At 59.2% G+C, this 12,213-nt stretch carries 14 protein-coding genes; 3 read left to right on the forward strand and 11 right to left on the reverse strand.

Annotation, left to right across the window (positions count from 1 at the left end; all coding sequences use genetic code 11):
• Positions 1 to 378: 378 nt before the first annotated feature.
• Positions 379 to 1,125, reverse strand: a complete 747-nt coding sequence (locus HSS18214_RS0101910; RefSeq protein ID WP_002118292.1) for a ferredoxin reductase — start codon at positions 1,123 to 1,125, stop codon at positions 379 to 381.
• Positions 1,118 to 1,720 carry a sulfite oxidase-like oxidoreductase gene (locus HSS18214_RS0101915; RefSeq protein ID WP_003464980.1) on the reverse strand — a complete coding sequence of 201 codons (603 nt, stop codon included), beginning with the start codon at positions 1,718 to 1,720 and terminating at the stop codon, positions 1,118 to 1,120. Before HSS18214_RS0101915 ends, HSS18214_RS0101910 begins: the two co-directional genes overlap by 8 nt.
• Before the next feature lie 467 nt (positions 1,721 to 2,187).
• On the opposite strand from HSS18214_RS0101915, the gene HSS18214_RS0101920 reads away from it, so the two are divergent.
• Complete coding sequence (locus HSS18214_RS0101920) at positions 2,188 to 2,658, forward strand: TlpA family protein disulfide reductase (RefSeq protein ID WP_003464979.1); 471 nt, start codon at positions 2,188 to 2,190, stop codon at positions 2,656 to 2,658.
• A gap of 325 nt (positions 2,659 to 2,983) precedes the next feature.
• Here the strand turns inward: HSS18214_RS0101920 and HSS18214_RS0101930 are convergent, their stop codons facing one another.
• The 3 genes from HSS18214_RS0101930 to HSS18214_RS0101940 all read right to left on the reverse strand — a co-directional run bounded on the left by HSS18214_RS0101930 (position 2,984) and on the right by HSS18214_RS0101940 (position 4,853).
• On the reverse strand, positions 2,984 to 3,277 hold the full coding sequence (locus tag HSS18214_RS0101930) for a DUF1330 domain-containing protein (RefSeq protein WP_003464978.1): 294 nt from the start codon (positions 3,275 to 3,277) through the stop codon (positions 2,984 to 2,986).
• A gap of 58 nt (positions 3,278 to 3,335) precedes the next feature.
• Positions 3,336 to 3,767, reverse strand: coding sequence for a GlcG/HbpS family heme-binding protein (locus HSS18214_RS0101935; protein WP_005006001.1), 432 nt, complete (start codon positions 3,765 to 3,767; stop codon positions 3,336 to 3,338).
• 72 nt (positions 3,768 to 3,839) lie between these two features.
• On the reverse strand, positions 3,840 to 4,853 hold the full coding sequence (locus HSS18214_RS0101940; protein WP_002118279.1) for a zinc-binding alcohol dehydrogenase family protein: 1,014 nt from the start codon (positions 4,851 to 4,853) through the stop codon (positions 3,840 to 3,842).
• Between the two features lie 75 nt (positions 4,854 to 4,928).
• Here HSS18214_RS0101940 and HSS18214_RS19290 point away from each other — a divergent pair, with 75 nt between their 5' ends.
• Complete coding sequence (locus HSS18214_RS19290) at positions 4,929 to 5,096, forward strand: hypothetical protein (protein ID WP_016487060.1); 168 nt, start codon at positions 4,929 to 4,931, stop codon at positions 5,094 to 5,096.
• 204 nt (positions 5,097 to 5,300) lie between these two features.
• Here HSS18214_RS19290 and HSS18214_RS0101950 read toward each other — a convergent pair whose 3' ends face one another.
• A complete protein-coding gene (locus tag HSS18214_RS0101950) occupies positions 5,301 to 6,173 on the reverse strand; it encodes a magnesium and cobalt transport protein CorA (protein WP_016913629.1) in 873 nt (290 codons plus the stop codon).
• Here HSS18214_RS0101950 and HSS18214_RS0101960 point away from each other — a divergent pair.
• A protein-coding gene (locus HSS18214_RS0101960; RefSeq protein ID WP_156808459.1) for an IS3 family transposase occupies positions 6,172 to 7,334 on the forward strand; the annotation gives its coding sequence in 2 pieces (ribosomal slippage) (positions 6,172 to 6,430 and positions 6,430 to 7,334; 1,164 coding nt in all). The two genes, HSS18214_RS0101950 and HSS18214_RS0101960, sit on opposite strands and share 2 nt — an antisense overlap.
• A 186-nt stretch (positions 7,335 to 7,520) precedes the next feature.
• On the opposite strand, the gene HSS18214_RS0101965 is transcribed toward HSS18214_RS0101960, so the two are convergent.
• The 5 genes from HSS18214_RS0101965 to istA all read right to left on the reverse strand — a co-directional run bounded on the left by HSS18214_RS0101965 (position 7,521) and on the right by istA (position 12,073).
• Positions 7,521 to 8,225, reverse strand: a complete 705-nt coding sequence (locus HSS18214_RS0101965; protein ID WP_003464969.1) for a glutathione S-transferase N-terminal domain-containing protein — start codon at positions 8,223 to 8,225, stop codon at positions 7,521 to 7,523.
• 140 nt (positions 8,226 to 8,365) lie between these two features.
• Positions 8,366 to 8,905, reverse strand: coding sequence for a peptide-methionine (S)-S-oxide reductase MsrA (gene msrA / locus HSS18214_RS0101970; protein WP_003464967.1), 540 nt, complete (start codon positions 8,903 to 8,905; stop codon positions 8,366 to 8,368).
• A gap of 1 nt (position 8,906) precedes the next feature.
• A complete protein-coding gene (gene msrB / locus HSS18214_RS0101975) occupies positions 8,907 to 9,350 on the reverse strand; it encodes a peptide-methionine (R)-S-oxide reductase MsrB (protein WP_003464965.1) in 444 nt (147 codons plus the stop codon).
• Between the two features lie 427 nt (positions 9,351 to 9,777).
• On the reverse strand, positions 9,778 to 10,581 hold the full coding sequence (gene istB / locus HSS18214_RS0101980) for an IS21-like element ISPst3 family helper ATPase IstB (protein ID WP_010454871.1): 804 nt from the start codon (positions 10,579 to 10,581) through the stop codon (positions 9,778 to 9,780).
• Positions 10,574 to 12,073, reverse strand: a complete 1,500-nt coding sequence (istA, locus tag HSS18214_RS0101985; protein ID WP_156808460.1) for an IS21-like element ISPst3 family transposase — start codon at positions 12,071 to 12,073, stop codon at positions 10,574 to 10,576. Before istA ends, istB begins: the two co-directional genes overlap by 8 nt.
• Positions 12,074 to 12,213: the final 140 nt, after the last annotated feature.

Raw genomic sequence — 12,213 nt, forward strand, 5'->3', positions numbered from 1 at the left:
CTGCACCTTGGCCGACATCGGAGCAGATGCTGACGATTGGCCGCTATCCAGGCGACATGGCCCAAAGTGCTTTCACCGCCAGGCAGAGGCCGCACGCGCCTCCTGTAGCGCCGAGCCGATGCTCTAAGGTAACCGAGCCTCGATTGGGACGGAAGCGGTCCCGCTCGAATCGCCCATCATGCTGGTCGAGCATATCAGGACGACGGATAGTGCAGGAACTTTCAAATTGAGCTTGATGTCGAGCCAGGTATCGCGAGCGAAGGCGTTCTAGAGGCCGGGGGGTACGAAGACTGTGTTCGGCAAAACGGTTCACGTTGATCGCCAAAGCTTCCCAGGGCGCACGTCTACGATCGGCGCGACGTGAGATAGCTCGCGCCGCTAGCCCCCGTAGCGCTCCGTCTTGATGATGGAGGCGTCCAAGCCCGCCAGCAGCGCGCTATCGGTTGCGATGTTGACGAATCCGTTAGACCCGCAGACGAACACTTGCGTCGGCTTTCCCTGAAGCCTGGTTAGAATTTCTTGGACCATCATGCCGTCGATCCGTCGCGCAAAGTCCGATGCGCGAACCGGTTTCTCGCGCGTAATCGCGAGCGCCAGGACGAACGCCGGATCGCTGATTTCGATGCAATGAAGTTCTTCTGAGAAGAGAACGTCCTCGGCGGTTCGTGCGGACAGGAGCAACGCTGTCGGAACGGCTTGGGCCAATGCGCGGCGCTGCCGGATCATTGCCATCAACGGCACGAGGCCGGAGCCTCCCCCGATCAACAGAACCGGATCTATGGCAGGCTCAGGCCAAAGGAAATGGCCACCGAGCGGACCGCGAACTTCGATTTCGTCACCAATCGCCGCGATGTCGTGAAAAAACGGCGAAACTTCGGCATCCGGCATGCGCTCGATAGCTATCTCGACGATCGGGGTCGAAACTGCCGATGACGCGATCGAGTAGCTGCGCATTGCACTGTAGCCGTCGGGCGCGGTCAGCCGGATATCGACGTGCTGACCTGCGGTGTGCGCGAACGGCTTGCTCAACCGAAGGAAGAAGCTCTTGATACTCGGTGTTTGCTGGATGATGTCGTCGATCACGCATGATTGCCACGAACGGACTTGCGCTTCGTTTTCAGTCATGGGTGTATCGTTGTTCGCGCCACGGATCGCCGTAGATGTGATAGCCGTGCAGCTCCCAAAAGCCGGCCTCGTCACGCGTCGTGAATTGCAGCGCATTCACCCATTTGGCGGATTTCCAGAAGTAAAGGTGCGGCACTAGAAGACGCGCCGGCCCCCCATGATCGCGGGAAAGTGGCTTGCCCGCATAACTGAGGGCGACCATCGCTTTCCCGGAAAGCAGATCCGTCAGAGGGACGTTTGTCGAATAATTATCGTAGCAGTGCGCCAAGACGAAATCGGTAGGCCGATCAAGCTCTGCATCTGCAAGGATGTCTTCAATGAGTACACCCTCCCAAACGGTATCCAGTTTGGACCAAGAGGTGACGCAGTGAATATCCTTTGTCACCTGGGTCTTTGGTAGAGTGTTGAATTCGCCCCAATTCCACGTTTTGACGGGCTTCGGACCAATTTTGACTGTGAATTTCCAGTCGGAGGGCTCTACCCTCGGCGTAGGGCCGGCCGACAGAACAGGGAAATCCTCCACCAGATGCTGACCTGGCGGAATCCGATCGGACTGGTCGCCTGAACCGCGACCGGTGAAACCTCTGGTGACCATAGTGACCCCTCTTGCTCGATACGGCAGACCGAAGCCGGCCTTCATTTCAGTACTCTGCGTAAAGCATTTGCCCGCACATCCGCCGAATAAGCCAATCGACTAAAAATCAGATACAGATGCTCTATCATCGTAAAAAATCGCGTATCGAACATAGCGTCAGGCCAGCATGATTCCCAATACCCAATGGCTATAGGGTAGATAACCCCAAGGCTGCGTACGCTGATCTGCGGTATGCGGAGCGGAAGTTGCAGGTTCGCTCTCAAACGGATGGGCAGCGTGCAAAGCTCAAGGCTCACCAGCGCATGGTTGCCCAGTTCGCGCTCGCCGGCAGCTTGAGTATATTAAGGACGAAATGTCGATCTGATCTATTCTGGCTTCAGGAAATAGGGAAAATAAGGTCGGACGTTCGCGCACCGTCGCGACGCGCGATCATCCACTAAGCTTCTGTATCGGGGTTGGAGGATCAGATGAACGAGATCGAACGACAAGCGCCTGAGCTGCGGGTGCAAAAATGGATTGGCAAAGATGGGGAAAGTATCGCGCCGTTCAAACTGTCAGATATCGGGCCCGGCCCGAAAATCTTGTTTGCCTTCCAGCATTGGTGCCAAGGTTGCCATTTGCATGGGTTTCCGACGCTACAAAAGTTGCATGCAGCGTTGAGCTCAAAAGACGTGGGGTTCGCAGTGATCCAGACCGTCTTCGAAGGAACGCATGAGAATACCTTCGAGAAGTTGCGCGTGAACCAGCTCAAGTATGAGCTTCCTATCGTTTTCGGTCACGACGAGCAACCGACCGGCTCGCCGTTTCCAACCTTCATGGAAGACTACCGCACACGAGGAACTCCGTGGTTTACGGTTATCGACGCTGGCGGTAGCATTGTTTTCTCGGACTTCCATCTCGACGCGGAGCGACTAGTGAAGCAACTTGAGCAAGGTTAATCGTTGGAAGGTGGGCAATCATCCTGATTGCCACCCATCCCCTGATGCCCACTACAGGCGTTGCGCGCTGTAACTCTGTTGATCAGCGTGCGAAAACCCGGATCCGGATAGGAGGAGCGTCAACGATTGAATCAATCCGTTGGGAGAGGGCGGCTCCGCTCCGTCAGCTCGGCAATAGATAACCCATTCTCGCCGAGCAACTCTCTGATCCGATCGACGATATGAGCCCCTAGCGCCGCTGTCTTGGTCCCCCCCACAGATTCCCAAGATGCGAGTTCACACGCCGATACCTCGTGGTCAGCGCCGAAGTGCTTCTGTCGGTATGTCACCGCCGCCCTTCAATGATAAAGGCGCGGTAACGGGAACCGGCAAAGCGATGAGCAGCGATGGTTTGGTAGGCGGGACTGTCATACCAGTCGCGAGCGGCCTGCATCGTCGGGAAACGCAAGATTACGGCCCCTTCGATGGGCGGCCCCTCCAAATGCTGGATCGCGCCATAAGCGGCGAGAAAGGTAACGTCGTGACCATCGAACGATGGTCCGACGCCTGCAGAATAGGTTGCGAGTGCATGTGGGTCGCTGGTTTCTTCCCGCGTAAAGACGACGAACGCTTCCATCATTAGGCCTCTCAAAGGTTGGATCTGTTGGCCATTACCACCGGTGATGGCCTCACAGTCGTCAGGCTGGCAACTGGAACCCGATTTTCATGAGTGCCTCGACGCACGCATCCTGATCCTGCTGATAGTTGCCTCCGGAGATGCCTATGCCGCCGATCAACTTCCCATCCTCCAGAATCGGATAACCGCCGCCGACAGCGACCATCCGAGGGCGATAGGCTAGCGGCGCCACTTTTGGATCGTTGGTCACATAGTCGTTCCAGACATGGGTCGGGAACCCAAACGAGGCGGAACTCCAGGCCTTGTCGATGGCAACATCGACGGTAAGGAACGGCGCATCGTCGGTGCGCTCGAACGCGCGCAGGTTACCGGTGGCGTCGACGACGGCGACGGCAGCCGGGATGCCGATGGCACGGGCCGCAGCGAGCGCCGCGTCGATGAGGGCGACTGCGGTTTCGCGGTTGATCGAGGCGGTGGCAATAGATTTGGTCATGGGATTCTCATCGCTGGGGCATAACCCGTTCGGCTTTTTGAGGTTGGACAAGATGTTTGGCGATCGCGGTCGTTAGAAGCCTTCGAGGACGATCTTGCCTTTAGCCGCGCCACTTTCGATCAGTGCATGCACCGTCTTCAGATTGGCGGCATTGATCGGCGACAGTCGCCGGGTCAGCGTCGTGCGGATTTTGCCGTCGTCAACCAGCGCTGCCATCGCATCCAGAATCTCGCCCTGCTCATTCATGTCGGGCGTGCCGTAGATCGACCGCGTGAACATCAGCTCGTGGTGGATCGACACCGCCTTGCGCTTGAAAACCATGATATCGAATGCCTTGGGATCGTCGATCAGTCCGAACCGTCCTTGTGGGGCGATCAGTTCGGCGATGTCGGCGACATGTTGCTCGGTATGTGTGGTCGAAAAGACGAAAGCGGGAGCACCGATGCCGAGTTCGGCGATCTGTGGCGCGAGCGGACGAGAATGGTCGATGACGTGGTGAGCTCCAAGCCCTCTTACCCACTCTTGGGTTTCCGGTCGAGAGGCTGTGGCGATGACGGTGAGGTCCGTGCGCTGTCGCGCGATCTGGACGGCGATCGACCCAACCCCGCCCGCGCCACCGATGATGAGGATCGCCTCCGCCGCACCGGGTACGGGCTTCGCCACGTCCAGGCGGTCGAACATCGCCTCCCAGGCCGTCAACGTCGTCAGCGGCAGCGCCGCCGCTTCCGCCCAGGAGAGCGACGCAGGTTTGTGACCGACAATCCGGGCGTCGACGAGATGGAACTCCGCATTGGTACCGGGCCGTGTGATCGATCCGGCATAATAGACCTCGTCGCCTAACTCGAACTGCGTGACGTCGGGGCCGACCTCGCGCACAATCCCGGCGGCATCCCATCCCAGCACCTTCCAATCGCCATCTGCCGGCGGCGTGCTGTTGCGGACCTTGTAGTCGACCGGGTTGACCGAGACGGCCTTCACCTCAACCAGGATATCGTATCCTGCAGCGACAGGCCGAGGCAGATTGATGTCGACCAGCGCGGCATCCGCGGCGATGGGTCCCGGAACCTTGTAACCAATGGCTTTCATAAATGTCTCCAGCTTGCTTGATCGGATGACGCGAATGCTCGTTAGTCAACTTCTTCTACATTGAGGTCCCGACTCTTGAACTGGGTCGCGGTAGCAGATTTCATCGAACACGTCGATCAACAGGCCCTTATGCTCGGTCGCCGGATCGGTGATCGCGTAGAGGGTGGAGGCGTTATCGCCATCATCACCGCTTCCGAGGCGAAACGCCGCGTCGACGCAGATGCCGCACGGACCGATGGTTGATCCTGGCTCGAGATCGACGAGATTGCTGTCCTTGACGCGCTATTCGCGGTCTTAGCCCTTGGCGATGAAGGACTGAACTGCTTGTAGAGCGTCGGTCAGCTGCTATGTCATGGACGCACCTTCATCTTGAGTTGGATTGGACAAGCTTCCGTATAAGGCCCGCTGTAACCGTCAGATGACGGCGAAGAAAACGATGGGCAGTATTCACAGCCACTTAGCCTTCTTGAAGCGCACAAATAGGAAAACGCACGATATCGCTATCACTCCGAGCACGACAAAGTATCCGTAGGCCGTGTCCAGCTCCGGCATGTGCTTAAAGTTCATGCCGTATATTCCAGCGATCGCCGTCGGGACTGCCAGTATTGCCGCCCAAGCCGCCAGCTGGCGGGTGATCACCCCCGTCCTTTGCGCTTCAAGAAGGCTGCTGGCCTCAAAGACCGTGGACAGGACAAGCAGGAGGCCGTCGACCATGGACTGCACGCGGTGGACATGGTCCGCGACGTCGTGGAAATATGGTGTCATTTCGGCGCTGATGCAGGGAAAGTGGCCGCGAACGAGCTTTCGCACCAGCTCGGCCATAGCCCCGAGCGTGCGCTGGAACCGCGTGAGTTCGGACCTTAGTTCGAAGATTCGCGCCACCTCTTCTGGCCCGAGGAAATCGTGCAGCGACCGTCGCTCCATCGCCAGGACGTCGTCCTCGATCATTTCGAAGATGGGCAGATACTGGTCGACCACGCGATGCAAGATCGCGTGCAGCACATAGTCGACACCCTTGCCGAACTGCGTCGGCGATGCCTCGAGTTGCTCCCGAAGTTTGCCCAGCGCTCCGGCATTGCCGTGCCGCACGGTGATAAGGTGATTGTGACCGGTGAAGATCGCCATCTTGCCGTAGCTGATCCGGTCGCCGACCAGCTCGGCGGTCTGCGCGACGACGTACAACTCATCGTTGTAGACCTCGAGCTTGGGCGGGCACAGCGGGTGCATCGCGTTGTCGATCGCCAACGGATGAAGATTATTGATCTTGCCCAGCAGCAGTGGACACCCCGTTAAGGCAGTACACTGAACGAGGTGACCCATGGCAAGGCAAGCAACGTCGATGAAGAAGACCCGTACCCGTTACTCCCAGGCCTACAAGGATGAGGCCTTGGCACTCGCTGACCGTGTCGGGTCCAGTGTCGCCGCTCGTGAGCTAGGGCTTCAGCCCAGCCAGCTCTATCAATGGCGAGCCAAGGCCCAGCAGCAGCAGAACGTCTCGGCTCGCGAGCAGGCCCTGGCTGAAGAGAACGCGAGGCTCAAGCGACAGCTGGCCGAGAAGTCGGAAGAGCTTGAAATCGCAAAAAAAGCCGCGGTGTACTTCGCCAAGAGCCTGAAGTGAGGTACGCCTTCATCCATCAGCATCGTCAGGCATTCAGCATCCAGCGCATGTGCGCGGTCCTCGGCGTCGCCCGCAGCGGCTACTACGCCTGGCGACAGCGCGATGCCGCGCCGTCATCCAGACGCCGTCAGCAGGCGGTTCTCGATCAGCGTGTGGCCGAGGCTTATCACCATCGGAAGGGGCGCTCAGGCGCCCCCAGATTGGCGCTGGACCTACGTGACGATGGCCTGCCAGTAGACCGCAAGACCGTCGCCGCCAGCCTCCAGCGGCAAGGCCTACGTGCCAAGGCAGCCCGCAAGTTCAAGGCCACGACGAACTCTCGGCACACGCTGCCAGTGGCACCGAACCTGCTGGAGCAGGACTTCACCGCGACGGCGCCGAACCAGAAGTGGGTCGGCGACATTACGTACCTGGCAACCGGCGAAGGGTGGCTCTATCTGGCCGTATTGATCGACCTGTACTCACGCAAGGTGGTGGGCTGGGCGATGAGTGAGCGGATGACCGCCGACTTGGTCGGTGATGCCCTGAAAATGGCCTTGTGGCGCCGTAAGATGCCCAAGGGAGTGGTCGTGCATAGTGACCGTGGCAGCCAATATTGCTCGACGTTGTACCAGTCGCTGCTGACCCGGCACCATCTCCGGTGCAGCATGAGTGCCAAAGGCAACTGCTACGACAATGCCTGTGCCGAGAGCTTCTTCCACAGCCTCAAGGTCGAGGCGATCCATGGCGAACGCTTCGAGACCCGGGAGGCCATGCGGCGGCAGGTGTTCGAGTACATTGAACTGGACTACAACCGGCAACGCCGGCACAGTGCGATTGGGCTGATCAGCCCGGAGGCCTTCGAGGCCCGAATGATCGCTTAGACCGGTGTCCACCAGTGCTGGGTAAGATCATATATGTCCTTTGGATCGCGAGTAGTTCCTCGGGGGTGGGTTCGCTAAGCGCGATCCAGCAGAAGCCCGAGCGACTCTCGCCCAACTTGACGTGCTCATCGAGCGCGATTTCGCGAACTCGCTTGCCTTCGTTGTAATAATAGGCGGCGATGATGCTCATGCTGGCCTCGCGGGAATGTGGAGGCCACGCTGGACGGCCGGTCGAGCCAGCCCGCGTCCAAGCCATGCGCGGACGTTCGAAAAGCTGCTGAGGCCAAGGATGTCACCCGCAGCGTAGAATTCCACCAGCGCATTCACCCAGCCGAGCGTCGCGATGTCCGCGATCGAATAGTCGTCGACGATCCAGTCGCGGCCTTCCAGCCGGCGATCCAGAATCCCCAGCAGACGCGTGGATTCGTCGATAAAGCGCTGTTGCGGCCGCTTGTCCTCATAGTCCTTGCCGCCAAATCGCAGGAAGAAGCCGAGCTGACCGAACATCGGCCCGATGGCCGACATCTGAAAGAACACCCACGCTAGGGTCTCGTAACGCTGGCCTGGTTCGGTGGAGATGAACTGACCCGTCTTGTCGGCCAGATAGAGGAGGATCGCACCGGATTCCCATAAGGCGATGGGTCTACCGTCAGGGCCAGCCGGATCGATGATCGCCGGTATGCGTCCGTTCGGGTTCAGCGACACGAACGCCGGATCCTTCGACTCGTTGTTCGAGATGTCGATCAGGTGGGGCTCGTACGCCAGGCCAGTCTCCTCAAGCATGATCGAGACCTTGACGCCATTGGGCGTAGGGGCTGCGTAGAGTTGCAGGCGATCGGGATGAGATGCCGGCCAGCGCTGCGTGATCGGAAAGGACGAGAGGTCTGGCATAAATCTGCGATCCTGGTGTTGCGATGGCGACTGACTGGAACGAGCCGTCACTCTGAAGTAGGGTTCGATGACCGCGTCGCTGAACGACGCGGTCACGAAGATTGCGGACCGGATCGGCGCAGTGGCAACGGCAGTGAAGCCTATTCCGCCGCGGTCCCGGCCGCTGGCTGTACGTCGTCAACCTTTTGGCGCTTCGGAAGCACCCAGCCGGGACGGACGAAGTGGCAGGTGTAGCCGCCCGGGCGCTTCTCCAGATAATCCTGGTGATCGGGCTCGGCCTCCCAGAACTCGCCGACCGGCTGGACCTCGGTCACCACTTTGCCATCCCACAGCCCCGAGGCATCCACATCGGCGATCGTATCCTCGGCGACGCGCTTCTGCTCCTCGTCGACATAATAGATGCCCGACCGGTAGGAGAGCCCACGATCATTGCCCTGGCGGTTCAGCGTCGTCGGATCGTGGATCTGGAAGAAGAATTCCAGGATGTTCCGGTAGCTCGTCACTGTCGGGTCGAAGACAATCTCGATCCCCTCGGCATGCGTGCCGTGATTACGATACGTGGCGTTCGGAATATCGCCGCCCGTGTAACCCACACGGGTCGAGATGATGCCGGGCCGCTTGCGGATTAGGTCCTGCATGCCCCAGAAACATCCTCCTGCGAGAACAGCGCGCTGATGCATGTTAAGCCTCCTCTACTTGATCGAGATATTCACCGTATCCCTCGGACTCCATCTCGTCGCGCGGGATGAAGCGAAGGGACGCTGAGTTGATGCAGTACCGCAGACCGCCGCGGTCGGAAGGACCATCGGGGAACACATGGCCGAGATGACTGTCTGCGTGTACTGACCTGACCTCCGTCCGGACCATGCCGTGTGCGCTGTCCCGCACCTCGTTCACGTTTGCCGAAACGATCGGCTTGGTGAAGCTGGGCCAGCCAGTACCCGAATCGAACTTGTCCGTCGAAGCGAACAGTGGCTCTCCCGACACTATGTCGACGTAGATGCCAGGCTCCTTGTTGTCGTTGTACTCGCCCGTGAAGGGCCTTTCGGTGCCCGCCTCCTGGGTAATTCGGTGTTGCTCGGGAGTCAGGTGGTCGATTGCTGTCTGTGACTTTTCAAACTTCATTACAGTCTCCAATACTTATCTAGAGGGCCAGGCACGCTACCGCTAATTTTTTATGTCTCCTGATTTGCTCCTACAATGGTAGTGGGATGGCAAACGAGGTTTTACTAAGTGTTGGAAAATTAGAGATTTAAATTTCGCGTCTATTAATTCTAGCGCAACTGAGTGGTTAAGCAAGTACGTAATCAGTAAATATTAAAAAAATAACACAAAAGCACGATTATATAATACAGTGTTGTTGGCGCTGATGGAAAATTGACCCACCCTGCCGATTGAAATTTGACCCAGGGCGGATTGCTGATTTTGTTACCAGCAACTGTGGATAAGTCTACCAGCGCAGCTGCTGTTGCCCCCACTCCTTCGCTAGCCCAGTTCAGTTGTTTAAGACCTGCCACACGCAGCCATGTAGCAGGCCGTCGTCGCCATGAAATCAGAACGGCTCATCGTCCTCCGGTTCCTGGCCGCCCTTACGCTTTCGCTCCCGTGATTTGATCTTGGCCTGGGCCGCCAAGCTACTGTGTTGCAGGCGATAGGACTCGTTACCGGTTTCGACGATGTGGCAGTGGTGGGTCAGCCGATCCAGCAGGGCGGTGGTCATCTTGGCGTCGCCGAACACGCTCGACCATTCGGCGAAGCTCAGGTTGGTGGTGATCACCACGCTGGTGTGTTCGTACAGCTTGGATAGCAGGTGAAACAGCAACGCACCGCCGGCCTGGCTGAAGGGCAGATAACCCAGTTCGTCGAGGATGACCAGATCCATGCGCAGCAGAGCTTGGGCGATCCGCCCGGCTTTGCCGTCGTGCTTTTCGCGCTCCAGCAGATTGACCAGATCGACCGTGGAGTAGAAGCGCACGCGCTTGCCGTGCCGGGTGATGCCGGACACGGCCAGCGCAGTGGCCAGGTGGGTTTTACCGGTGCCAGGCCCACCGATCAGCACCACGTTCTGCGCGGTGTCGGTAAAGGCCAGACTGGCCAGTTCGCTGATCAAACGAGCGTCTGCGCTGGAGGCGCTGAAGTCGAAGCCGGCCAGGTCGCGGTGCATCGGCAGCTTGGCCATGTTCATCTGGTGGCTCACCGAGCGCATGGCGCGATCTGTGTGCTCTTGTTCCAGCAGGTGTTCGAGCAGCCACTTGGACGAGGCTGTGTTCGACTCACCCTGCGCAGTCAACTCCGCCCAGGCCGTGGCCATGCCGTGCAGGCGCAGCTCCTTGAGTTCCGCCATCAAATCACGCATGACCGATCTCCTCGGTCTGGCCACGCAGGCGGTCGTAGCGCGCCGTGTTAGCGACGGGGGCTTCCTTGAGCGACAAGTGGGTTTCGACGCTGGGTGGTGGTTCGGTCGCGGCCAGGCGCGCCACGACATTGAGGATGTGTTCGGCGCTCAGGCTGCCGCTTTCCAGTACCAGCTCAACAGCCACCAGCACCGCATCGAGCCCGGCGACCGGTACGGCAGCCAGAACTTGCGCCATGATCCGGTCACCGCCGGCATGACGCCCCAGACCGTGCTTAAGCTGACGCAGCGGCGCCGGCAGATCAGCAAAGGGCGCGCCGTTGCGCAGCGCACCGGGCTTGCGTTCGATCAGCGGGAGGTAGTGCTGCCAGTCATAGCTGACCTGGTCGCGATCCAGCAAGCGGACATGGCTGGCGATCAGCGCGTCGTCAGCCACCACCTCGATTCGCGTCGGATACAAACGGCTGCTGACCCACTTACCCGCATACTCACACGGCACCGAGTAGCGGTTGCGCCCGACGCTGACCAGGCAGGTGCTGGAGACCCGCGCAGGCCGCTCGACGTAACCGTCGAATGGCGCTGGCACAGGCATCAGTTCAGCGCGCTCCAACTCCAGCACTTCGGCCACACTCAGCCCGCTGTATTGAGGGTGCGTCAGCTCGTTCCAAAGCGCGCGGCAGCGCTGGCCCAGCCAGGCATTGAGTTCCTCGAAGGAGTGAAACTGGCAGTCCTGGGCGTCTAGCCAGATACGCCTGCGGCTGTCTTGCACGTTCTTTTCAACGATGCCCTTTTCCCAACCAGCGGCGACGTTGCAGAAGTCCGGATCGAACAGGTAATGCGCGCACATCACCGCAAAGCGCGCATTCACCGCCCGGCCTTTGCCCTTATTGACCTTGTCGACGGCGGTCTTCATGTTGTCGTAGATGCCCCGGCGCGGCACGCCGCCCAAGGAGCCGAACGAGCGTGTATGGGCGTCAAATAACATCTCATGGCCCTGGCTCGGATACGCCACAAGCCAGAACGCACGGCTGGCACACAGCTTCAGATGTGCCACCTGCATACGCCGGTAAATGCCGCCGACCAGCAAGCCTTCCTCGCTCCAGTCAAACTGAAACGCCTCGCCAAGAGCAAAGGTCAGCGGCACAAAGGCCTGCGACGCCTTGCCCTGTCCCCCTCGCCAGGCACGGATAAACGCGATGAGCTGGCTGTAGCCACCGTCATAACCTTCGGCTTTGATTTGCGCCAACAGCGCCTTGGCACTGCGCCGCTGTTGCTTGGGCCGCAGCGAATCGGCTTTTAGCGCCTGCTCCAGCGTGGCGTGAAAAGGGCTGAGTTTGTTGAAGATCGCGCGGCGTTGGTAGACCGGCGGCTTGGCCTCAGGTGCTCTGACCCACTTGCGAATCGTGTTGCGCGCCAACCCGGTGCGCTTGGCTATCTCATGCAGCGACAGCTTGTCGCGGAAATACATCCGGCGAATTTTGCCCATCATTTCCATACTGATCACCCTGTGTTCTCCTGCTCAAAAATTGAGCAGAAGCAGTTGAACACCTGGGTCAGTTTTCAGTCGGCAGAACAGCCTCTACTGGGTCAGTTTTCGGTCAGCGGCAACATTCCTGGTCGACAGTAAGGGCATCA

Source organism: Vreelandella stevensii S18214 (genome assembly GCF_000275725.1).
Lineage (GTDB): Bacteria > Pseudomonadota > Gammaproteobacteria > Pseudomonadales > Halomonadaceae > Vreelandella > Vreelandella stevensii.

What these genes read in the sequence shown, in the direction of transcription:
- HSS18214_RS0101940 (WP_002118279.1), bottom strand. Translation starts at nt 4,853, where the DNA reads ATGAAAGCCATTGGTTACAAGGTTCCGGGACCCATCGCCGCGGATGCC.
- HSS18214_RS0101965 (WP_003464969.1), bottom strand. Translation starts at nt 8,225, where the DNA reads ATGCCAGACCTCTCGTCCTTTCCGATCACGCAGCGCTGGCCGGCATCT.
- HSS18214_RS0101920 (WP_003464979.1), top strand. Translation starts at nt 2,188, where the DNA reads ATGAACGAGATCGAACGACAAGCGCCTGAGCTGCGGGTGCAAAAATGG.
- HSS18214_RS0101910 (WP_002118292.1), bottom strand. Translation starts at nt 1,125, where the DNA reads ATGACTGAAAACGAAGCGCAAGTCCGTTCGTGGCAATCATGCGTGATC.
- HSS18214_RS0101935 (WP_005006001.1), bottom strand. Translation starts at nt 3,767, where the DNA reads ATGACCAAATCTATTGCCACCGCCTCGATCAACCGCGAAACCGCAGTC.
- HSS18214_RS0101930 (WP_003464978.1), bottom strand. Translation starts at nt 3,277, where the DNA reads ATGATGGAAGCGTTCGTCGTCTTTACGCGGGAAGAAACCAGCGACCCA.
- HSS18214_RS0101950 (WP_016913629.1), bottom strand. Translation starts at nt 6,173, where the DNA reads ATGGGTCACCTCGTTCAGTGTACTGCCTTAACGGGGTGTCCACTGCTG.
- istB (WP_010454871.1), bottom strand. Translation starts at nt 10,581, where the DNA reads ATGCGTGATTTGATGGCGGAACTCAAGGAGCTGCGCCTGCACGGCATG.
- istA (WP_156808460.1), bottom strand. Translation starts at nt 12,073, where the DNA reads ATGGAAATGATGGGCAAAATTCGCCGGATGTATTTCCGCGACAAGCTG.
- msrB (WP_003464965.1), bottom strand. Translation starts at nt 9,350, where the DNA reads ATGAAGTTTGAAAAGTCACAGACAGCAATCGACCACCTGACTCCCGAG.
- msrA (WP_003464967.1), bottom strand. Translation starts at nt 8,905, where the DNA reads ATGCATCAGCGCGCTGTTCTCGCAGGAGGATGTTTCTGGGGCATGCAG.
- HSS18214_RS0101915 (WP_003464980.1), bottom strand. Translation starts at nt 1,720, where the DNA reads ATGGTCACCAGAGGTTTCACCGGTCGCGGTTCAGGCGACCAGTCCGAT.